General features: G+C 71.1%; 20 protein-coding genes. 7 read left to right on the top strand and 13 right to left on the bottom strand.

Annotated features, from left to right (window positions below):
• The 3 genes from ACPPVS_RS00275 to ACPPVS_RS00265 are packed head-to-tail and all read right to left on the bottom strand — an operon-like array spanning position 1 to position 2,520.
• Positions 1–1,113 carry a ThiF family adenylyltransferase gene (locus ACPPVS_RS00275; RefSeq protein ID WP_426593919.1) on the bottom strand — a complete coding sequence of 371 codons (1,113 nt, stop codon included), beginning with the start codon at positions 1,111–1,113 and terminating at the stop codon, positions 1–3.
• 30 nt (positions 1,114–1,143) lie between these two features.
• Complete coding sequence (locus ACPPVS_RS00270) at positions 1,144–2,304, bottom strand: pyridoxal phosphate-dependent aminotransferase (protein WP_426593918.1); 1,161 nt, start codon at positions 2,302–2,304, stop codon at positions 1,144–1,146.
• Between the two features lie 42 nt (positions 2,305–2,346).
• Positions 2,347–2,520, bottom strand: coding sequence for a YegP family protein (locus ACPPVS_RS00265; protein WP_426593917.1), 174 nt, complete (start codon positions 2,518–2,520; stop codon positions 2,347–2,349).
• An 85-nt stretch (positions 2,521–2,605) separates the two neighbouring features.
• Between ACPPVS_RS00265 and ACPPVS_RS00260 the strand changes: the two genes are divergently transcribed.
• On the top strand, positions 2,606–3,601 hold the full coding sequence (locus ACPPVS_RS00260) for a magnesium and cobalt transport protein CorA (protein WP_426593916.1): 996 nt from the start codon (positions 2,606–2,608) through the stop codon (positions 3,599–3,601).
• Here ACPPVS_RS00260 and ACPPVS_RS00255 read toward each other — a convergent pair.
• On the bottom strand, positions 3,598–4,080 hold the full coding sequence (locus tag ACPPVS_RS00255; RefSeq protein WP_426593915.1) for a low molecular weight protein-tyrosine-phosphatase: 483 nt from the start codon (positions 4,078–4,080) through the stop codon (positions 3,598–3,600). The two genes, ACPPVS_RS00260 and ACPPVS_RS00255, sit on opposite strands and share 4 nt — an antisense overlap.
• 139 nt (positions 4,081–4,219) lie before the next feature.
• On the opposite strand from ACPPVS_RS00255, the gene ACPPVS_RS00250 reads away from it, so the two are divergent.
• The 3 genes from ACPPVS_RS00250 to ACPPVS_RS00240 all read left to right on the top strand — a co-directional run bounded on the left by ACPPVS_RS00250 (position 4,220) and on the right by ACPPVS_RS00240 (position 6,854).
• Positions 4,220–4,885: a PadR family transcriptional regulator gene (locus tag ACPPVS_RS00250; RefSeq protein ID WP_426593914.1), complete on the top strand. Its 666-nt coding sequence runs from the start codon at positions 4,220–4,222 to the stop codon at positions 4,883–4,885.
• A gap of 176 nt (positions 4,886–5,061) precedes the next feature.
• Positions 5,062–6,069 carry an ABC transporter ATP-binding protein gene (locus ACPPVS_RS00245; protein ID WP_426593913.1) on the top strand — a complete coding sequence of 336 codons (1,008 nt, stop codon included), beginning with the start codon at positions 5,062–5,064 and terminating at the stop codon, positions 6,067–6,069.
• On the top strand, positions 6,066–6,854 hold the full coding sequence (locus tag ACPPVS_RS00240) for an ABC transporter permease (protein ID WP_426593912.1): 789 nt from the start codon (positions 6,066–6,068) through the stop codon (positions 6,852–6,854). The genes ACPPVS_RS00245 and ACPPVS_RS00240 overlap by 4 nt, the downstream gene beginning before the upstream one ends.
• A gap of 79 nt (positions 6,855–6,933) precedes the next feature.
• On the opposite strand, the gene ACPPVS_RS00235 is transcribed toward ACPPVS_RS00240, so the two are convergent.
• Together ACPPVS_RS00235 and map are read right to left on the bottom strand one after the other, a co-directional pair.
• Complete coding sequence (locus ACPPVS_RS00235; RefSeq protein WP_426593911.1) at positions 6,934–8,451, bottom strand: CoA-acylating methylmalonate-semialdehyde dehydrogenase; 1,518 nt, start codon at positions 8,449–8,451, stop codon at positions 6,934–6,936.
• Positions 8,452–8,521: 70 nt separating this feature from the next.
• Entirely contained in the window at positions 8,522–9,286 is a 765-nt protein-coding gene (map, locus tag ACPPVS_RS00230) for a type I methionyl aminopeptidase (protein WP_426593910.1), read from the bottom strand.
• A gap of 322 nt (positions 9,287–9,608) precedes the next feature.
• Between map and ACPPVS_RS00225 the strand changes: the two genes are divergently transcribed.
• Complete coding sequence (locus ACPPVS_RS00225; RefSeq protein WP_426593909.1) at positions 9,609–10,016, top strand: VOC family protein; 408 nt, start codon at positions 9,609–9,611, stop codon at positions 10,014–10,016.
• Between the two features lie 93 nt (positions 10,017–10,109).
• On the opposite strand, the gene ACPPVS_RS00220 is transcribed toward ACPPVS_RS00225, so the two are convergent.
• The 7 genes from ACPPVS_RS00220 to ACPPVS_RS00190 form a co-directional block, all read right to left on the bottom strand.
• Entirely contained in the window at positions 10,110–11,438 is a 1,329-nt protein-coding gene (locus ACPPVS_RS00220; protein WP_426596038.1) for a UDP-glucose dehydrogenase family protein, read from the bottom strand.
• A gap of 71 nt (positions 11,439–11,509) precedes the next feature.
• The gene (locus ACPPVS_RS00215; protein WP_426593908.1) at positions 11,510–13,099 is read right to left on the bottom strand and encodes a glycoside hydrolase family 26 protein; all 1,590 of its coding nucleotides are present in this window, start codon (positions 13,097–13,099) and stop codon (positions 11,510–11,512) included.
• Positions 13,092–14,576, bottom strand: a complete 1,485-nt coding sequence (locus tag ACPPVS_RS00210; RefSeq protein ID WP_426593907.1) for a glycosyltransferase — start codon at positions 14,574–14,576, stop codon at positions 13,092–13,094. Before ACPPVS_RS00210 ends, ACPPVS_RS00215 begins: the two co-directional genes overlap by 8 nt.
• Before the next feature lie 665 nt (positions 14,577–15,241).
• Positions 15,242–15,793 (bottom strand): hypothetical protein, encoded by a 552-nt coding sequence (locus ACPPVS_RS00205; protein WP_426593906.1) that lies wholly within the window; start codon positions 15,791–15,793, stop codon positions 15,242–15,244.
• Between the two features lie 92 nt (positions 15,794–15,885).
• Positions 15,886–16,206 carry a hypothetical protein gene (locus ACPPVS_RS00200; protein ID WP_426593905.1) on the bottom strand — a complete coding sequence of 107 codons (321 nt, stop codon included), beginning with the start codon at positions 16,204–16,206 and terminating at the stop codon, positions 15,886–15,888.
• A 43-nt stretch (positions 16,207–16,249) separates the two neighbouring features.
• Entirely contained in the window at positions 16,250–16,798 is a 549-nt protein-coding gene (locus tag ACPPVS_RS00195) for a hypothetical protein (protein ID WP_426593904.1), read from the bottom strand.
• Positions 16,799–16,989: 191 nt separating this feature from the next.
• Complete coding sequence (locus ACPPVS_RS00190) at positions 16,990–18,552, bottom strand: AMP-binding protein (protein ID WP_426593903.1); 1,563 nt, start codon at positions 18,550–18,552, stop codon at positions 16,990–16,992.
• Positions 18,553–18,720: 168 nt separating this feature from the next.
• Between ACPPVS_RS00190 and ACPPVS_RS00185 the strand changes: the two genes are divergently transcribed.
• Positions 18,721–19,344 (top strand): DUF2510 domain-containing protein, encoded by a 624-nt coding sequence (locus ACPPVS_RS00185; protein WP_426593902.1) that lies wholly within the window; start codon positions 18,721–18,723, stop codon positions 19,342–19,344.
• A 236-nt stretch (positions 19,345–19,580) separates the two neighbouring features.
• Complete coding sequence (locus ACPPVS_RS00180; RefSeq protein ID WP_426593901.1) at positions 19,581–19,988, top strand: hypothetical protein; 408 nt, start codon at positions 19,581–19,583, stop codon at positions 19,986–19,988.
• Positions 19,989–19,997: the final 9 nt, after the last annotated feature.

The following is a 19,997-nucleotide window of genomic DNA, read 5'->3' as shown; positions in this document are numbered from 1 at the left end:
TCAGCTGGCTGCGTACCAGGCGACGATGCCGCCGTCGAGGTTGCTCGCGTCGAACCCGAGCCCCCGCAGCACCCGTGCGGCGGTCAACGACCGGCCGCCCACCTGGCACTGCACGACGATCTCGCGGTCACGCGGCAGGCCGTCCAGCGCGGACCCGTCCAGCACCGTGCCCAGCGGCACCAGCACCGCACCCGGGATCGCGCCGGCAGCGAACTCCTCCGGCTCGCGCACGTCGATGAGCAGGAAGTCGTCGCTACCCGCCTCCCGCGCGGCCAGGCGGCCGATCAGCTCGGGTGCGGTGGTGATCGGGACGTCGTCGGGCATGGGGGGCTCCTTGCGAGGGGGGACGCTCCGGGAGCGGCCGATGAGCGGGACCTCGGACCAGCGGCCGCGCAGCGCGTCGATCACGAGCACCCGGCCGAGCAGCGATTCTCCCGTCCCGGTGACCAGCTTGACCACCTCGGTCGCCATGATCGACCCCACCTGCCCGCACAGCGCACCCAGCACGCCGGCTTCCGCGCACGACGGCACCTCGTCGGGCGCGGGCGGCTCGGGGAACAGGTCGCGCAGCTGCACGCCGTGCCGCCCCCAGAACACCGTCGTCTGCGCGTCGAACCGGAGCACCGACCCCCAGACCTCCGGCAGCCCCAGCCGCACGCACGCGTCGTTGACCAGGTAGCGGGTGGGGAAGTTGTCGGTCCCGTCGACGACGACGTCGTAGCCACCCAGGATCGTGTCGACGTTCTCCCTGGTCAGCCGCTCGCAGTGCGTCGTCACGACGATATCCGGGTCGAGCGCCCGGATCGAGTCGGCCGCACTGTCGACCTTCGCCCGTCCGACGTCCGCCGTCCCGTGGATGACCTGGCGCTGCAAGTTGGTCACGTCCACCACGTCGTCGTCGACGATCCCGATCGTCCCGACCCCCGCCGCCGCCAGGTACTGCAGCACCGGCGCCCCGAGCCCGCCGGCCCCGACCACGCACACCCTCGCGTTCCGCAGCCGCTGCTGCCCGACCACGCCGATCTCCGCGAGAAGCAGGTGCCGCGACCCGCGCGCGAGCTGCTCGCGGGTCAACGGCGGCCCGGGCGGGACGAGTGGCGGATGCTGCGGCATGACGACCAACCTACGTCGTGTGGCCCCCGGCTAGAGCGTCGCCTGCCAGGCGACGATGCGGTCGACCGCGTCGCGCACCACGTCGACCGACGACGCGAACGACAGCCGCACCCAGCGCTGCCCGTCCACGGGGTCGAAGTCTGTGCCGGGGGTGAGCGCCACGCCGGCCTCGTCGAGAAGCCGGGCGCACCAGGTGACCGAGTCCAGACCGCTGCCGGAGACGTCGGCGTAGAGGTAGAAGGCGCCGTCGGCAGGGGCGACGCGCGTCCAGCCCAACGCCGGCAGCCGTTCCAGCAGCAACGACCGCGACTCGGCGTACCGGGACACGTTCGACCGCGCCGCGGCGTACCCGGCCGGGCTGAACGCGGCGACGCCGGCGTGCTGAGCCAGCGCCGGCGGGCAGAGGGCGACGTTGCCGGCGAGCGCGTCGACCGCCGTCACCAGGTCGTCGGGGAGCACGAGCCAGCCGAGCCGCCAGCCGGTCATCGCCCAGTACTTGGAGAACGAGTTGACGACGACCGCGCCCCGGTCGAGGTAGGACGCGGCCGTCGGGGGTGTCGAGTCGTCGTAGGTGATGCCGTGGTAGATCTCGTCGCTGACCAGCCGGACGCCGTGCGCGCCGCACCAGTCGGCGAGCGCGGCGAGCTCGGCCGGGTCGATCATCGTGCCGGTCGGGTTGGCCGGCGACGCGACGACGAGACCGTCGAGAGGCTCGGTCAGTGCCTCCAGCTGCGCCACCGTGGGCTGGTACCGGGTCGACGGCCCGCACGGCAGGCTCACCACCTCGCACCCGAGCGCCGCCAGGATGTTCGCGTACGCCGGGTAGCCGGGCACACCGAGGGCCACGCGGTCGCCCACGTCGAAGGCCGCCAGGAACGCGAGCACGAACCCGCCGGACGACCCGGTGGTCACGGCGATCCGGCCGGGGTCGACGTCGACGTCGTACCAGTCGCGGTAGTGCTGGGCGATCGCCGCCCTCAGCCCAGGCGCGCCCAGGGCCTCCGTGTAGCCGAGGTCGCCCGCGGTCAGCAGATCGATGGCGCGCTGCCGGACCACGTCCGACGCACCCGTCGACGGCTCGCCCGCGCACAGGTTGAGGATGTTCTCACCGGCAGCCCTGCGGGCGTTCGCGGCGGCGAGGATCTCCATGACGGCGAACGGCGGCACGTGCGCCCGAGCGGCAACCTTCATGGGCTCATCGTGGCGCACGCGACGACGGAGCCGACGGAGCCCTCAGCTGTTGTCGACGACGTCGGCCCCCACCGCATCCGACTTGATGCGGTCGATCGCCCCCTTGGCCGACGCCTTCGCCGCATAGCCCTCGCTGCTCGCCAGGACGTTGCCGTTCGTCGCGACGATCCGGAACCGGAACTCACCGGCCTTGTCCTTCCAGATCTCGAAGTGCACGTCAGCCTCCCCGGGGTGTCGACAGTGACGATCCAGTCTGGCGCGGGTCCCTGCGACGCGCGCGGGGACCCCTAGCCTCAGACCCGTGATCGTGGACTGCGCGCTGTACGCCGGGGGCCGACGCCTGCACCGCCTCGACGACCTGCAGGTCGCGATGCGCGAGGCGGAGAAGGAGGACGGCTTCGTCTGGATCGGGCTGCACGACCCGACGCAGGAGGAGTTCGACGCCCTCACGGTCGCCTTCGAGCTGCCCGAGCTGGCCATCGAGGACGCCGTCGCGTCCCACCAGCGCCCCAAGCTGGACCGGTACGGAGACCTGACGTTCGCCGTGGTCAAGCCGGTGTTCTACGTCGACCACGTCGAGGTGGTGGAGGTCAGCGAGCTCGCGATCTTCGTCGGCGCACGCTTCGTCATCGTGGTGCGGCACGGGGTCACGACCATCCCCGCGCAGGTCCGTGAGGCGCTCGAGGGCGACCCCGAGATGCTCCAGCACGGTCCCGCCGCGGTGCTGCACGGCATCCTGGACAAGGCCGTCGACCAGTACCTCGACGTCACAGCCGCGATCGAGGTCGATCTCGACGAGATCGAGGACCAGGTGTTCGGCGACGACCCAGGCAGCGACCACGCCGAGCGCATCTACAAGCTCAAGCGCGAGGTGCAGCAGTTCCGCCGGGCCGTCGTGCCCCTCGTCGGCCCCCTGACCCGGCTCGCCGACGAGACCGTGCCGAACATCCCGGCGTACGCGCGGCCGTACTTCCGCGACGTCCAGGACCACGCGCTGCACGCGGCTGAGCTCGTCGAGGCCGCCGACACCCTGCTGACCAACGTCATGCAGGCCGACCTGGCGCAGGTGAGCATGGAGCAGAACCGGGTGGGCATCCAGCAGAACTCGGACATGCGCAAGATCTCGTCGTGGGCAGCCATCGCGATCGTGCCGACGGCCATCGCCGGGATCTACGGCATGAACTTCGACGCGATCCCCTGGATGCACGCCCCGCACGGGTTCTCCGTCGTGCTCGGCGTGATCGTCGTGGTCTGCGTGGGGCTGTGGACCGCGTTCCGTCGCAACAAGTGGCTCTAGAGCACCCCGCGCACGAAGGCGACGATCCCGTCGGCGGCCGCCTCGACCTGCGCGAGGCACGCCTCGAAGTCGGCCGGTCCGCCGTACCAGGGGTCGTCGACGTCCAATGCGTGCTCGGCCCGACCGACCGGCGCACCGGGGTCGAACGAGCGGTACATGCGGACGTCGCCGTCCCCGAGCCCGCGCAGCGCCCGCGCGTGCGCCGACGTCATCGCCAGGACCAGGTCGCGTTCTCGCAGGTCGGAGGCTCGAACCCGGCGTGCGCGGTGGTCGTCGGCGGGCTCGTACCCGTGCTCGAGCAGCACGGCGCGGGCGCGAGGGTCGATCGGGCGGCCGTGCTCCTCGTCGCTGATCCCCGCGGAGTCGACGACGACGCCGAGGCCGGCCGCCGCGAACCGGTCTCGCAGCACCACCTCGGCCATGGGTGAGCGGCAGATGTTTCCCGTGCAGACGACCATCACGGCGTAGGGCTGGGGCACGCTCGATCGTCGCACGCTGGTCGCTCGGGTCCGATCACATCGAGATCCCGAGTTCTGGGGGTTGAGACGCGACACAGACGCGATATACTCTGAGTCGAGCATTCGAGTTCGAGCGATACGCGTCGGGGAGGTGAAACGCATGGCCGCACGGTCGCGGAGCAACCCGCTGGCCCTCGCCGTCCTCGCGCTCCTGTGGGAGCGGCCCATGCACCCGTACGAGATGTCGATGACGCTGCGGGAGCGGCGCAAGGACGAGTCGGTGAAGCTCAACTTCGGCTCGCTGTACTCGGTCGTCGACTCGCTGGTGAAGCACGGTCTGATCGAGGCGGCGTCCACGGAGCGCGACGGCAACCGGCCCACGCGCACCGTCTACCGGCTCACCGACGCGGGCGCCACCGAGGCCATCGACTGGCTCACCGACCTGGTCCGCACACCCACCAAGGAGTTCCCGCAGTTCGAGGCCGCGCTGTCGTTCCTCCCGCTGCTGGGTCCCGACGACGTGGTCCGGTTGCTGCGACTGCGTCAGGCGACGCTCGAACGCACCCTGGCCGGTCTGCGGGCCGGGATGGACGAGTCCGCCGCGATGGGCCTGCCGGCCATCTTCACGCTCGAGAGCGCCTACGAGATCGCCGTGCTGAACGCCGAGGTCGAGTTCGTGGTGGGACTGGCGGCGAGCATCGCCGACGGCTCGTTCGAGGGCGTGCCGTTGTGGCGCGAGCTGCACGAGCGCGCCATGGCGGGCGGGCGCCTCACCCCGGACGAGCTGGCGGAGGCCTTGGCGTCCTACGCACAGCCGCCGCCCTAGAGCTTCGCGCAACCGCGCGAAAAAGGTCGGCCCAGGTGCTGGAACACCCGGGCCGACCACCACGAACCGACCGAGACCCGCGAGGGCACCTGTGCGATCCGCTGCACGCATCAGCATAGGTGGCTCCTCGGTCGACCATCCCGCCGTCGTCAGACGGCCCGACCGAAGGCAGTGCCATGCCCACCTTTGATGACTACGCGGTCGACGCGACCGACCTGGTCAAGACCTACCCCGGCGGCCGCGGCCGACCGGACGTGCGGGCCCTCGACGGCCTGACGCTCACCATCCCCGCCGGCACCGTGCACGGGCTGCTGGGCCCGAACGGCGCCGGCAAGTCCACCACGACCAAGGTGCTCACCACGCTCGCGAAGGCGACGTCGGGCACGGCTCGCGTGGCCGGCCACGACGTGGTGGGTGAGGCCGCCGCCGTCCGGCGCGCGATCGGCTACGTGTCCCAGGGGACCGGCGCCGACCCGCTCCTGACGCCGCGCGAGAACCTCGCGATGGCCGCCCGGCTCCGGGGTCTGTCGCGGTCCGCGTCCGCCGACCGGGCCACCGCGCTGGTGGACCGGTTCGGGCTCGCGGAGGCGGCCGACCGCGGCGCCGGCAAGCTGTCCGGCGGCACGCGCCGCAAGCTCGACGTGGCCCTGGGTCTCGTCGGGACCCCGTCGGTGCTGTTCCTCGACGAGCCGACCACCGGTCTGGACCCCGAGGCCCGCTCGGCGATGTGGGCCGAGATCCGACGCCTCGCCGGCGAGGACGAGCTGACCGTCGTGCTCACCACGCACTACCTCGAGGAGGCCGACCGGCTCGCCGACGGCCTGACCATCGTCGACCGCGGTCGGGTGGTGGCCGCGGGGTCGCCGGAGTCGCTCAAAGCGACGCTCGAAGGGGACACCCTGTCGGTCGAGCTGGTCGAGCCGAACGCCGAGCTCGTGGCGTCGACCGCGTCGACGGTCCGCCTGCTGCGCGACGTCTCCGTGCACGTCGAGGGGCCCACCGGCCGCCTCGTCGCGCGCACGTCCGACGGACCCGCCGCCGTGGGTGCCGTCATCTCCGCCCTGCAGGCCGCGGGCATCCGGCACGGCGCCGTCGGCGTCTCCCGGCCCACCCTCGACGACGTCTACCTGGCCCACGCGGGCCGGTCGTGGACGTCGTCCGAGAGCAAGGAGCTCGTCCGATGAGCACTCTGTCCGCATCCTGGGCGGGACAGACCTCCCAGGTCACCCGCCGCTGGACCATCGATGGCATCCGGCAGCCCTGGGGGCTCGGCGTCGCGATCATGCAGCCGGTGGTCTGGCTGCTGCTGTTCGGCAACGTGTTCTCGTCCGTCGCCACGGTGCCGGGCTTCGGTGCCGACGACTACATGACGTTCCTGGTCCCGGGCATCCTCATGATGACCGTCCTGTACTCGGGCGCCTGGGCGGGCACCGGCTTCATCGACGACATCAACAGCGGCGTCATGGACCGCATGCTCACCTCGCCCGTGCACCGCTCGTCGCTGGTGGCCGGACAGCTGGTCCAGCAGCTCGGCATCTGCTTCGTGCAGGGGCTCTGCGTGATCGGGATCGGGGCGCTGGCCGGCGCGTCCTACGCCGGCGGCATCCTCGGCATGCTCGTGGCGCTCGGCGCGTCGCTGCTGCTGGCGGCCGCGTTCTGCTCGCTGTCCGCGGCGGTCGCCCTGCTCGCCCGTGACCAGACGGCACTCATCGGCATCTCGACCATGATCGTCCTGCCGGCGACGTTCCTGTCGACCGCCCTCATGCCGGCGTCGCTGCTGCCGTCCTGGGTGCAGGCCGTGGCGGACTACAACCCGCTGACGTGGGCGGTCGAGATCGCCCGTACCGCGATGTCGACGGACGTGGACTGGACCCTCGTCGGAACCCGCGCCCTGTGGCTGGCCCTGCTGGCGGCCGTGGTCGCGTGGTGGTCGGTGCGCGCCATGCGCACCTACCAGCGTTCGCTCTAGCAGACGGCCGGCCGGTCGAGAACACCATGAGCAGCGCCACCGAGCTCGCTCGCGCGGCTCGTGGTGTTCTCGACCCCACTCAGTGGGAAGTCGTCCGACCGAAGTGGAAGCGGGCCGTGGCCGGGCTGCTGGGCCACCGGCTGGTGACCACCTTGTTACGCGTGTAGAACCGGACCGCCTCGGGGCCGTAGATGTGGCTCTCGCCGAACAGCGAGTCCTTCCAGCCACCGAACGAGTGCCAACCGACGGGCACGGGGATAGGCACGTTGATGCCGATCATGCCGACGTGCACGGCGCGCTGGAACGTGCGGGCGGCGTCGCCGGACGAGGTGAACAGCGCGGTGCCGTTGCCGTAGGGGTTGGCGTTGACCAGGGCGATCGCCTCGGACAGGTCGGCCACGCGCATCACGACGAGCACCGGCCCGAAGATCTCCTCGGCGTACGCCCGCATGTCTGCCGTGACCCGGTCGAGCACCGTGGGTCCGACGAAGAACCCGCCCTCGAACCCGTCGACGGTGTGCCCGCGACCGTCGACGAGCGCGCGAGCACCCGACGAGACCGCGTCGGTGACGATCTCCTCGATCCGCAGCTGCGCAGCCTTGGTGATGACGGGGCCCATGTCGCTGTCCGGGTCGTTGCCGGGCGCCACGCGCACCTTCTGTGCGGCCGCCTTGAGCCGCTCGAGCAGCGCGTCGGCCACCTCGTCCACCACCAGGGCCACCGAGATGGCCATGCACCGCTCCCCGGCCGCGCCGAACGCGGCGCCGGTCAGGTGCGTCGCGGCGAGGTCCAGGTCGGCGTCGGCCAGCACCACCGCGTGGTTCTTCGCGCCGCCGAGCGCCTGCACGCGCTTCCTGTGAGCCGTTGCTGTCGCATAGACGTGCTGCGCGATCGGGGTGGACCCCACGAACGACACCGCGGAGACGTCGGGGTGCGTGAGCAGCCCGTCGACGGCCACGCGATCGCCCTGCAGCACGGAGAAGACCCCGTCGGGGAGCCCGGCGTCCTTCCACAGGCGGGCGAGCAGGAGCGACGACGAGGGGTCGCGCTCCGAGGGCTTGAGCACGAACGCGTTGCCGGTGGCGATCGCCATCGGCGCCATCCACAGCGGGACCATCGCGGGGAAGTTGAACGGCGTGATGCCGGCGACGACGCCCAGCGGCTCGCGGAACGAGAAGACGTCGACCCCGGTGGCAGCCTGGTCCGTGTACTCACCCTTGAGCAGCTGCGGGATGCCGCAGGCGTACTCGACGACCTCGAGCCCGCGGCCGACCTCGCCGAGGGAGTCGGCGATGACCTTGCCGTGCTCGGCGGTGATCGTCGCGGCGAGTTCGTCGGTGTGGGCGACCAGCTGCTCACGGAACGCGAACAGCACGCCCGCCCGCTTCCCGATCGGCTCCTGGGCCCAGCTCGCCGCGGCCTCGAGGGCCCCAGCGACGACCGCATCGACCTCGGCCTGGTCGGCGAGCAGCACGCGACCCGTCACCTCGCCCGTCGCCGGGTTGCGGACGTCTTGCGTCCGGGACCCGTCGGGCGTCGTCACCTGCCCCCCGACGACGTGACCGATCAGGGGTGCGGTTTCGACGAGCGCGGACATCAGAGCCTCTTTCGGCCGGTGGCGACGGAGTACGCCGGACCGATCAAATCTATCCCCGCACCGCAAACGGTCAGTCGCGGGCGGTGAGGACCAGGGGGCCGTCCGGGGTGATGGCGATCGTGTGCTCGGCGTGGGCTGCCACCGAGCCGTCGGCCGTGCGGATGGTCCAGCCGTCCGGGTCGATGGTGTAGTCGTCGCCACCGGCCATGAACCACGGCTCGATGGCGATCACCAGGCCGTTCTTGAGCTTGAGCCCCGTCCCTGGGCGGCCGAGGTTGGCCACGTGCGGGTCCTCGTGCATGGTGCGACCCACGCCGTGCCCGCCGAAGTCCGCGTTGATCCCGTACCCGCCGGCGCGTCCGATCGCGCCGATCGCGGCGGAGATGTCCCCCATCCGCGCACCGTTGCGCGCCGCGGCGATGCCGGCCGCGAGCGCGCGGTCCGTCGTGTCGATCAGCGCGGTCACCGCGGGGTCCTCCGTGCCGATCTGGAACGTCAGCGCCGAGTCCGCCACCCACCCCTGCACCTCGGCGGCGAAGTCGATGGACAGCACGTCCCCGTCGACGAGCACATGGTCGGACGGCAGGCCGTGCAGCGCCGCGTCGTTGACGGAGGTGCACAGGACGCCGGGGTACGGCATCGCGCCGAACGACGGGTGGTAGCCCAGGTAGACGGAGCGCGCTCCCGCGGCGTCGATCATCTGGTGCGCGTGGGTGTCCAGCTGTTTGAGGGTCATGCCCTCACGTGTCACGTCACGCAGGGACGACAGGACACCGGCGACGAACCGGCCGGCGGGACGCATGGCGTCGATCTGAGCGGGATTCTTGAGGGCCACACCCCCACCCTGCCACGGGCAGGCAACAGCCCGTGGGCTGAACCTCCGAGACGGAGGTCCGGCCGCGAAGGACGAGGTCGCGGCTCCCACGGGCTGCGGTGACTGCCTTGGATTCGCTCGCCGGCCGGGTGGCCTGCGGGCGGATGCAATCCGTCCGAAAAACCTGCCGGGCGACTAGCCGGCAGTCACCTCACGCGTCCAAGAAGAAATCATGTTCTGGACCACCTCCTCTCCCATGTGCCTTGAACGTACGTCCGGTTCGCACACCTGCCAAGCGTTTTCTCCGCTGGCGAACCGGCGGCACCGCGAGAAGGCTGGACCGATGAGCACTCCACCGTCCGCACCTTGGAACGACCACGCGGGTCGCCGGTTCTCGCTCTCGGCGACCGTCCTGGAGTCGCAGGACGCCCATGCGCTCGCAGACTTCTACCACCGGCTCCTCGGCTGGCCCGTGATCGCCGACGACGGCGGCTGGGCCCAGCTGCGCCCGCCCGGCGGAGGCAGCGGCCTGTCGTTCAGCTCGGACCCGCTCTACCGGGCGCCCGTCTGGCCCGCGACGACCGACCAGAACCAGATGCAGCTGCATCTCGACATCCGCGTCGACGACCTGGGCGCAGCGACCGAGCACGCCCTGGGTGCCGGGGCACGGCTCGCCGACTTCCAGCCGCAGGACCACGTCCGCGTCCTGCTCGACCCGGCGGGCCACCCGTTCTGCTTCTTCGAGAACTAGGTACCCGCGCACCCATACCTGCGGCATGCGGGCCGCATCGAACCAGGACGACGACCCCCCGGGCAGGTTCCTCGGGGGTCGTCGATGCCCTGCCTAGGCGACGACCGCCGCGCGGCCGAGACCGGTGAACGTCCAGCCGGCCTGGCGCCATGCTGCGGCGTCGAGCTTGCCGCGGGCGTCGATGACGTGGGCGTTGGCGGTCAGGGCGGCCAGGTGGGTGGGGTCGGCGCGCAGGAACTCGTCCCACTCGGTCAGGACCAGGACGACGTCGGCGCCCTCGACGGCCTCCTCGACGCTGGTGGCGTACGCCAGGGTCGGGAACGAGGAGCGGGCCGTGTCTCCGGCCTGCGGGTCGTAGACGGTGACCTGGGCGCCGCGCAGGTGCAGGGCGGCCGCGACGTTCAACGCAGGCGAGTCGCGCACGTCGTCGGTGTGCGGCTTGAACGCGGCCCCGAGCACCCCGACCCGCCGGTTCAGCACCGACCCCCCGCACGCCGCGATCGCCAGGTCCACGACCCGTTCACGCTGACCCATGTTGATCTCGTCGACCTGCTGCAACAACGCGGACGCCCGCCCGGCGCCGAGCTCGTTGGCCCGGAACATGAGCGCCCGGATGTCCTTGGGCAGGCAGCCTCCCCCGAACCCCAGCCCCGCGTCCAAGAACTGGCGCCCGATGCGCACGTCGTGCCCCAACGCGTCGGCCAGCACCGTGACGTCCGCACCCGCGGCCTCGCACACCGACGCGATCGCGTTGATGAACGAGATCTTCGTCGCCAAGAACGCGTTCGCGCTGACCTTGACCAGCTCCGCGGTCGGCAGGTCGCAGACCACCACCGGTGAACCCTCGGCGATCGGGGCCGCGTACACGCGTCGCAGCAACGCCTCCGACGGGCCCGTCGTGCCGCCCAGCACGATGCGGTCCGGGTGCAGCGTGTCCTGGACCGCCTTGCCCTCACGCAAGAACTCCGGGTTCCACACCAGCTCCGCGCGCACCCCGTCCGGCACCTGCGCGGCGACCAGAGCACGCAGCTGCGCACCCGTGCCCACCGGGACCGTCGACTTGCCCACGATCAGGCCGTCGTGGGTCAGGTGCTTCGCGATCGCCGCCGTCGCGGCCTCGACGTAGCGCAGGTCGGCGGCGTGGCTCGTCTTGGACTGCGGGGTCCCCACGCACACGAAGTGCACGTCCGCCCAGCCGACCGCCTCGGCCACATCCGTGGTGAACCGCAGCCGGCCGGTCGCCAACATCTCGGTGAGCAGCTCGGGCAGACCGGGCTCGTAGAACGGGACCTTGCCGGCCGAGAGCATCTCCACCTTGTGCGGGTCCGTGTCTACACCCACGACCTCCATGCCGAGCTGGGCCATCGCGACCGCGTGCGTCGCACCGAGGTACCCGGTACCCAGGACCGCGACCCGCGGCATCGGAGCATCGGGGTCGAACGGGCTGCGGACGGACGTGTCGCTTGCGGCGATCTCGCCACGGGTCGTCGTCATCACGGCTCCTGGGTGGGGGTTGTGGGGGTCGGCGCGGCAACGAATCCCGCCGCCGGGTTGTGGATGCCCTCGACGAATGCTTGCGTCGCGGCGCCGGTCGACGTGATGCGCCAGTCATTGGTCACGGGTGTGCCGGTGCTCGTGGTGACCGTGTTGTGGAACCAGGCGAACCCGATGATGTCCGCGTTCTCGGGCCGGGCGAGCCCGGCGAACAGGTCGGTCACCCAGGCTGCCTTCTGACCACCCACCTCCGAGGCCCCGATCTCGGCGAGCAGGATCGGTTTCGACGTGATCGAACGGAGCTGCTTCAGCGAGCTGTCGAAGGTGTAGGAGAAGGTCGGAACCTGCGACGCTGCGTACGGCGGCCGGTAGTAGCCGGACAGGCCTGCCCAGTCCACGTACTCGTCACCGGGGTAGAGGCTCTTCATGTAGGCGTTCGTGTTCCTGGCCCAGCTCGACAACCTGTTGATGATGTTCGGCGCCCACACCCAGACGACGTACTGGTTGGCTCCCTCGGCCTGGAAGATGTCGTGCACGTGGCGCCACATCTTCACGTAGTCGCCCGCGCCGTTGCCGTTGAGCGAGGAGCCGGCATAGGTGCGCTCGCCCCACGGGTACCAGTCGCCGTTCATCTCGTGATCGAGCCGGATCGCGAGCGGCAGGCCGAGGCTGACGATGTCCCTCGCGTACTGGTGCAGGTAGTCGTCGTAGGTGCCACCGATGATCCTGGGCAGCGAATAGTCCGGGTTGGTCGTCGTGTTGTTCGAGGCCTTGAGCGGTTGGGACTCCCAGGTGAGCAGCGGGAGCGTGCCGTGCTGCCAGGCGCGCGTGACGGCGTCGGCGCGGAACGGACCGTCCCAGCCCTGGAAGTATCCGGCGATCGTGGGCTTCACGCCCACCGTCGCGGCCACGCTGTCGAACTCAGCCCAGTTGAACGGTGACTGCGGCGTGTACAGCCCGAACTGCCGGGTGCTGGGCGCGAGCAGCTCGGACAACGGCGGCGCCTTCGGCGCGGCCGGTGGTGCAGCAGCGGGCTTCGTCGCCGTCGCGGCGGCGGCCGCAGCCGCCGCAGCAGCCTGGCGCTTCGCCAACGCCTGCTCGGCGGCGGTGGCGCGTGCCTTGGAGGCCGCTGCCTCGCCGACGGCTGCGGCCGCCTTCCGCTCGGCGTCCCCCTTCGCCTTGCCACGAGCGGCCGCCGCCGCCCGCTCCTGCTCGGCCTTCTGTCGGGCCTTGGCGTCCGCAGCAGCGCGCTGCGCGGCCGACTTCTGCTCGCCGCTCGCCGCCGCCAGCGCGCGCTCGGCTGCCGCCTTCTGCTCGCCGCTGACCACGCCCGCGGCACGCTCGGCGTCCGCCTTGGCCTGCGACCGGGTGAGGTTGTCGAGCTTCTCGGTCTGGCCGGCCAGCGCTGCCGTGAGGTCGGCGTTCTCCTGCCTGAGAGCCACCTCCTGCGCGCTCGGGGCGCCTTGCGCGCTCGCGTCAGCCGTGGACGGGGACAGCCAGACGACGGCGGAGACCGCCAGCAGGGCGAGGGTGACCACAACGGCCGCGAGACGGGCGCGGGGCGTGGTGTTGAGGATGTTCCTAGACATAAGCGAGCGCCTCCAGGGCAAGTAGGGCGAGCGCGATGCCGTAGGGCACGGCGGCCAGCGGGTTCAGGCGGCGCCGTGCCGGAGCCGGCTTCGCGGTGCGTTCGGTCGCGCGGCGCCGCTGGACCTTCGTCTGGACGGCGTGACCGTCGGCCGGCACCCGGTCGACGAGGTCGATGGGCGCCAGGTGCTCGGTGGCTTCGAGCTCGGCCATCAGGTCGTCGTTCTCGGGACCGCCGACGTAGGCGCCCGACCGGGTGCCCCAGCCGGCGACGTGGGCCATGCGCAGGAACCCGAAGATCCGGATCGGCATGAGGAAGAACGTGGACACGATGATGAACACGGGCAGTCGCCAGAAGTCCGAGGGCTTCTCCTGCAGGTGGCGGATCTGCCGGATCGTCATCGACAGCACCGACGAGACGATCATCAGCGCGACCACCCAGAACCACCCCGTCAGGCCCGTGTACGTGGACAGCGCGGCCTCGTACAGGTTCGTGCCGGTGTTCGTGACCGACCGGTAGATCCAGCCCAGGATCGTGCCGAGGAGCAGGAACGGCAGCAAGATGTCGGTGGCGAAGAAGATGCCCAGCACCGGGGCGTGCCCGGCCATCCACGGCAGCATCCGCAGGGTGTTGTACTGGCTTCCCCGCGCCCAGCGCAGCTGCTGCTTTGCCAGCTTCTTCACCTGCAGCGGGGCGTCGGTGTAGACCAGGCTCGAGTACTGGTAGACCGTCTTGTACCCGGCCTTGAGGGTGAGGTTGGTCAGCGTCCGGTCGTCGGAGACCTCCAGGAACACCCCGAGGAACTTCTCCGTCATGAACGCGTCCATCACCTGCATGAGGATCCGTCGCCGGAACGCGATCGTGCGCCCCGGCAGGCATCCGATCTGCCCCAGGGAGGACTGCGCGGGCATCGAGTACAACGCCCGGGTGTTCTCCAGCCAGTCGGCCCACCGGGTGATCCACGACCGAGTCGGATCCAAGATCCGCTGCCTGGTGGTCACGCCACCGACCGCCGGGTTCGCGAACGGCTTGACCAGCTCGGGCAGCGTCCCCTCGGTCCAGATCGTGTCCGAGTCGACGAGCACCGTGACGTCACCCACGGACATCCCGGTGCCGATCATCACCGCGTTGCGCTTGCCCGGGATCGGGGTGTGCACCCAGCGGACCAGGGGCGCGAAATCATCGGACACCCGCTCGAGCCCAGGATTCGCGGCACCGTTGATCACCACGATCACCTCGTCGGGACGCTGCGCGACGATCCGCTCCAAGACCTCCCGGAACAGGTCCAACGGCTCATCCACCACCGGCACGACCACACTCGTCGTGACCTCGTACGGCTCGGTGACCGGACGATACCGACGACTCAGCACCACCTTGAGCAACCACAACGCCCACACCAATGACGAGAACACAGCAAACAGATAGATCTGAAAGTGCCCGGAGAACATCTCTCGGATCTGCAGGATGAAGACGAACATTCAGACACTCCACGCGGTCGTTGGGCCACGCGGGGCCGACACGAAGCTGCTAGCCCTCCGATCGGTCGGAGGCGGCACTACCATGCGCGGATTTCTAATCCAGTGCAAGCCTCAGACGCCACGCCAGTTATGACCAATGTCACTCTTGTCAGAGGCATCTGGACAATTGGGACCGCGAATGCGACAAATGGGTCCTTGCTGGCGGACAGGACAGATCGTCGTGGCTCGCCATGGCCGGCCGTGCCCCGGCTCGCCATCCGCCGCAACCAGCGATTCTCGTGGCAGTGACGTCGTCGGCACAAGCACTGCCGACGCCCATCGCGTCACAGCTCGTCCGCCGGGCGTCCGATCCTGAGGCCCGGGAACACGCGGCAATGAAATGGCGCCGCCGTCAGACATCCATTTCCCGCTCGATATTAATTAATGCATTTGCCTGACGGTGACGGGCAGGTCGACCGGGTGTCGTCGCCTAGCCGTGCTGTCCCCGCGTCGCTCGGCAAACGTCACGCGACCCGTCGTGTGCTCCGGGCCGGAGGGCCCCGGGCGCTCAGCGTTCGAGCGGGCGTCGGCGGGGATCGGCCAGATCCGCCCGCGACGTGCTGGGGCGGCGAGGAACGTCCGCGTCAGCTCGTCGACCGTGAGCACCTGCGGTCCGCGGGCGACGCTCATACCGGGCGGGCGGTCCGGATACTCTCCGCGAGCGCGGGCACCCGCGGCGCCTTGACCAGCACGGCGACGTCCTGGGCCGCGCCCTTGGCGAGCGTGATCCGGAGGCCCGTGACGGTCCGCTTCTGCCACGTCCGGACGTCGTCGGCCGAGGTCACACCCGTGACCATGGACCAGGGGGACGCGAACACCTTGGTCCCCGACGTCTTGCCGGCCCAGATCTCGATGCCGCCGGGGCCGTAGGCGAGCGTCGCGGCGACGCCGTTGGTGGTCCGCTCACCGGCCGCCTTGAGCAGCGGCTCCTGGGTCGGGCCGGTCACGCAGGCGACGAACGACCAGCCAGGGTGCGTCGCGGTGAGCGCCCGCGCCCGCTTGCGGTTGGCGCGCTCGATGCCCTGGCTCGTCATGATGAGGACGGCCGGCCCGACGACGAACGCCACGATCAGCAGCCCCGCCGCGGTGTAGTTGCCGTTCGGGATGGTCAGGGCGAGCCCGACCACGAGGAGGACGAGAAGGATCGCGATCAGGACGATCCAGCGGCTCTTGGTCACAGGCGGGACGGTACCCGAGTCGGTCGACTCCTAGGTTTCGGGCTGCCGCGCCCGCCTCCTCGACGGCGCGGAGATCCCGCCGTCCGAACGCGCTACACAGTCTTGGCGGCCACGGTCGGGTTCCCGCAGGCGCCGCAGAACGGGTCGTCCTGAGCCAGCCGGTACCGGGCGCACTCCGGGTTCGTGCACGTGCGGGTCCCGACGCCCGCGGGTCGGGCGACCGGCCGGGTCTTGTGCTTCAGGGGCATGGGCGTGGTGTAGATCGGACCGATCGGCCCGGGTTGCCCCTTCGGCGGGACGCGCAGCACGGACCAGGACGTCGGCTTGCCGCAGACCGCGCAGGTCCGGGTCGTCTGGACCTTCCCCTCCGCGGCGCAGGCCGGGTCTGTGCACCGCAGGGCCACGTTGGCCATGACGTTCCCCTCACGAGTCGGTTGGCGACGATCAGCGTACCGATCAGGGCTCGGTCGGCGGCTCCTGCCGGCGCGCGCGGACGATCAGCGGGATCCCCACGCCGAGGCCGACGACGACCAGGCCGAGCAGCCACCAGACCCACGCGGGCGTGCCGCTCGGGTCCGCCTCGGTGGTGTCGTCCGCGGTCGCGGACGGGGAGGGCGCCGGCGTGGCGGTCGGTGTCGGCGTAGGGGTTGGTGTTGGTGTCGGTGTCGGTGTCGGTGTCGGTGTCGGTTCCGGCGCAGGGACGACGGCCGTCTCGGTGGGCACCGGCACGGGCGCCTCGGTCGGCTGCGGCTCGGGCGCCTGCGTGGGCACCGGCTCCTGGGTGGGGACCGGCGCCGGCAGCTGGGTCGGGGTCGGGAGTGCCGGCACGGTCGGCGTCGGCGTCGGGCGGGCCGGGATCGTGAACGTGGGGCTCGGCAGCGTCCGCGTCGGGCTCGGCCGGTCCAGCCCGTCACCACCGGTGCACGACGCCAGAAGGAGCACGGTCAGCGCCGCGACGACCGTTGCGGACAGTCGGCGTACGACGACCTTCTGCGGTGCAGCCACGCCTCGCCCCTCTCGGCGACTCGTCCGCGGACGACACGCGCCGCCGCGGCTGCCGGCGCGGGGAGCCCCGAACGGCGTGGGCCGACCGTACCGAGGTGCGGGGGGCGCTGAAAAGGGGTCAGCACCTGCGGTTTTGTCGGACGGAGGGGGTCCTCGCAGCGGGTGCGACCCGGCGAACTCCCACTGACCGATCAGGCGCGCAGGTCCTTGCGGAGGATCTTTCCCGACGACGACTTCGGGATGGCGTCGACGAACGCCACCTGCCGGATCTTCTTGTGCGGCGCCACCCTGTGCGCCACCCACGCCATGAGGTCGTCCGGGTCGAGCTCGCCGGCCTTCACGACGAACGCCTTGGGCGTCTCCTGCCCGTCGGCGTCGGCCACGCCGATCACGGCGGCATCCTGCACGGCCGGATGGGTGAGAAGCAGCGCCTCGAGCTCGGCCGGCGGGACCTGGTAGCCGTGGTACTTGATCAGCTCCTTGAGCCGGTCGACCACGTAGAAGCCGCCGGACGCATCGATGGTCACGATGTCGCCGGTGTGCAGGAAGCCCTCGTCGTCGAGCGTCGCCGCGGTCGCGGCCTCGTCGCCCAGGTACCCGACCATCACGTTCGGGCCCTGGCACCACAGCTCACCCGGCTCGCTCATGCCCTCCGCCGGCACCGCGATGTCGTGCCCGTCGGCGGGGTCGATCAACCGGGCGACCATGTTGGGCACGAGCACGCCGATCGATCCGCGCGGCAGGTCGTCGCGGTCGGCCGGGACCGCGTGCGAGACGGGGCTCATCTCGGTCATCCCGTAGCCCTGCACCACCCGGCAGCCGAGCCGGTCGTGCACGGCGTCCGCCAGGGCTCCGTCCAAGGGAGCCGCCCCCGACAGGATCGTGTGCACGCTCGACAGGTCGTGCTCGGCGACCATGGGGTGCCGCGCGAGCGCCAGCGCGATCGGCGGCGCGATGAAGAGGTAGGTGCAGCGCCGGCTCTGGATCGTGCCGAGGAACTGCGCCAGGTCGAACCGCGGCAGCGTCACCAGCCGCGCGCGCTGGCGCAGCGACAGGTTGAGCAGCACGGTCATCCCGTAGATGTGGAAGAACGGCAGGACGGCGGCGACGACGTCGTCGGGCGTCAGGACGATCAGCCGCCGCGACTGCGCGACGTTGGCGACGAGGTTGCGGTGCGTGAGCATCACGCCCTTGGCCCTGCCGGTCGTCCCCGAGGAGTACGGCAGGACCGCGAGGTGCGTCGCCGGGTCGAGGTGCACGTCCGGCGCACTGTGCCGCTCGGCGAGCAGGTCCGCGAACGACGTGAACCCGTCCGCGCCGTCGGCCACCACGATCCTGCCGTCGGCGATGCCCGCGGCCCGGGCCGCGGCGAGCATCGGCTCCCGGAGCACCGACGCGGTCACGACGAACACCGCACCCGAGTCGGCCAGCTGCCGCGCGATGTCGTCGGCCGTGTACAGGGAGTTCACCGTGGTGACGGTGGCGCCGGCCCGCAGGATGCCGTGGAACAGAGCGACGAACGCCGCGGAGTTGGGCGCGTGCAGCGCGACGACGTCACCCGGGATCACGCCCCGGGCCGCGAGGGCGCCCGCCACGCCCAGCACCTGCCCGACCAGCTCGCCGTAGGTGACCATGCGCTCCCCGTCGAGCACCGCGACCGTCGCCAGCTCGTCCGGGGTGAGCGACCCGAGCACGTAGTCGAAGACCGACTCGTCGGGGATGTCGATGTCGGGGTACGGACTCTGGACGACCACGAGCAGCTCCTCGCACACCGGGCGCGCACGCCGGTGTGCGCAGCCGCCCTCGCACGGTACCCGCGAGCCGCGCCGGTCACGAGCCCGAGATCGGACTGGCTCCTCAAGAAGGCGCCCGTACATGCCGAGGTCGTCACACATCGGCGGCGTCGCGACGAAGGAGCCTGCATGGCCATGCCCGGCTGGTACCCGGACCCGCACGACTCGAGGAGGCGGCGCTGGTTCGACGGGACGGGCTGGACCGGGCACAGCACCCCGGTGGAGACCGTCGCTGGTCCCCAGCCGTACGCCGGGTACCCGATGGCGTTCGGGTCGCCCCCCGCCGCCGCCCCGAACACCACGGCCACGGCCGGTCTGACCTTCGGGATCCTGTCAGTCTTCCTGGCGCCGCTCATGGGCGTCATGGGCATCATCGGGATCGCCCTCTCTGCATTCGGCCTGGCGCACGCCAGGTCGCTCCAGGCCAGGGGACTGCCGCCCGACGGCCGCGCGAAGGCACAGTGGGGGCTCGGGACGTCCATCGTCGGGACGGTCCTCGGCCTCGTGGTCCTTGCCGCCGTCCTCGGCAGCAGCGGGTCCGATCATCGGCGCTACGACAGCGCGGCCGTGGAGCAGAACATCACCGCCGGCCTGGAGTCGACGGCTCCCGGTGTGACCGTCGAGTGCCCGTCGTCGACGTCGACCGCCGCCGGGAGCGTCATCAGCTGCGTCGCGCGCCTCCCCGGAGGGTCCGAGCGCGACGTCGTGGTGACGTTCGGCGAGCGCGGCTCGTGGACCTGGGTGATGCACTGAGCCAGGCCCCGTCGAAGCGTGCCGATCGACGGAGGCACATGACGAGGGCCACCGTCCCTTCGGGGATCCGTGCACGGAGGGCGTCGCCCACACGGTCACTGCTCAACTTCGCGGGCGCGCGCGCCGATGGATCGGGCATGGGGGTCAGGCGTGTTGTGCTCGCGGTCGCGTTGACGGCCGGTCTGGTGTGGGTGAGCGGGTGCGCACCGCAGCCGGCGCCCGTTGCGGGTCCACCGATGCCGGGGATGACCCCGGTCGCGGTCCCGAACCCGGTCGCGCTGACGAAGTCCGACGACGACTGTGGGTGCGCGGGCGACCCGAGCACAGCTCTTGAGAGGGCCGTGGGGTACGCCCAGTCGTACAAGGCCGAGGCGATGAATGCGGCACCCGGTGTGTACTCGGACATCCAGGTCCACGCGTTGCCGCCGGACACGATGGAGTACGAGTTCATCTTCGCGCAGGAGGCGTCCGCGACTGCCGCACCGGCGTACCTCGACACGCAGCTGGTGAAGTTCCAGGCCATCTGCGACTCGAAGGACTTCCCGTCGATGAAGCGGATCGGCATCGCGCACCCGAAGATCCACTTCCTGTTCGTGAACGCGGACGGCACGACGCTGTGGGAGCACACGTTCGAGCCCTCGTGACCCGGGTCG

This window comes from Cellulomonas sp. McL0617, from assembly GCF_049994875.1.
GTDB lineage: Bacteria > Actinomycetota > Actinomycetes > Actinomycetales > Cellulomonadaceae > Cellulomonas.
Note: the sequence above shows the minus strand (reverse complement) of the source record. Positions and strands in the feature narration are given on the sequence as shown.

What these genes read in the sequence shown, in the direction of transcription:
- ACPPVS_RS00270 (WP_426593918.1), bottom strand. Translation starts at nt 2,304, where the DNA reads ATGAAGGTTGCCGCTCGGGCGCACGTGCCGCCGTTCGCCGTCATGGAG.
- ACPPVS_RS00225 (WP_426593909.1), top strand. Translation starts at nt 9,609, where the DNA reads ATGAGCACTCCACCGTCCGCACCTTGGAACGACCACGCGGGTCGCCGG.
- ACPPVS_RS00275 (WP_426593919.1), bottom strand. Translation starts at nt 1,113, where the DNA reads ATGCCGCAGCATCCGCCACTCGTCCCGCCCGGGCCGCCGTTGACCCGC.
- ACPPVS_RS00245 (WP_426593913.1), top strand. Translation starts at nt 5,062, where the DNA reads ATGCCCACCTTTGATGACTACGCGGTCGACGCGACCGACCTGGTCAAG.
- ACPPVS_RS00235 (WP_426593911.1), bottom strand. Translation starts at nt 8,451, where the DNA reads ATGTCCGCGCTCGTCGAAACCGCACCCCTGATCGGTCACGTCGTCGGG.
- ACPPVS_RS00250 (WP_426593914.1), top strand. Translation starts at nt 4,220, where the DNA reads ATGGCCGCACGGTCGCGGAGCAACCCGCTGGCCCTCGCCGTCCTCGCG.
- ACPPVS_RS00210 (WP_426593907.1), bottom strand. Translation starts at nt 14,576, where the DNA reads ATGTTCGTCTTCATCCTGCAGATCCGAGAGATGTTCTCCGGGCACTTT.
- ACPPVS_RS00200 (WP_426593905.1), bottom strand. Translation starts at nt 16,206, where the DNA reads ATGGCCAACGTGGCCCTGCGGTGCACAGACCCGGCCTGCGCCGCGGAG.
- ACPPVS_RS00220 (WP_426596038.1), bottom strand. Translation starts at nt 11,438, where the DNA reads ATGCCGCGGGTCGCGGTCCTGGGTACCGGGTACCTCGGTGCGACGCAC.
- ACPPVS_RS00180 (WP_426593901.1), top strand. Translation starts at nt 19,581, where the DNA reads ATGCCGGGGATGACCCCGGTCGCGGTCCCGAACCCGGTCGCGCTGACG.
- ACPPVS_RS00215 (WP_426593908.1), bottom strand. Translation starts at nt 13,099, where the DNA reads ATGTCTAGGAACATCCTCAACACCACGCCCCGCGCCCGTCTCGCGGCC.
- ACPPVS_RS00185 (WP_426593902.1), top strand. Translation starts at nt 18,721, where the DNA reads ATGGCCATGCCCGGCTGGTACCCGGACCCGCACGACTCGAGGAGGCGG.
- ACPPVS_RS00240 (WP_426593912.1), top strand. Translation starts at nt 6,066, where the DNA reads ATGAGCACTCTGTCCGCATCCTGGGCGGGACAGACCTCCCAGGTCACC.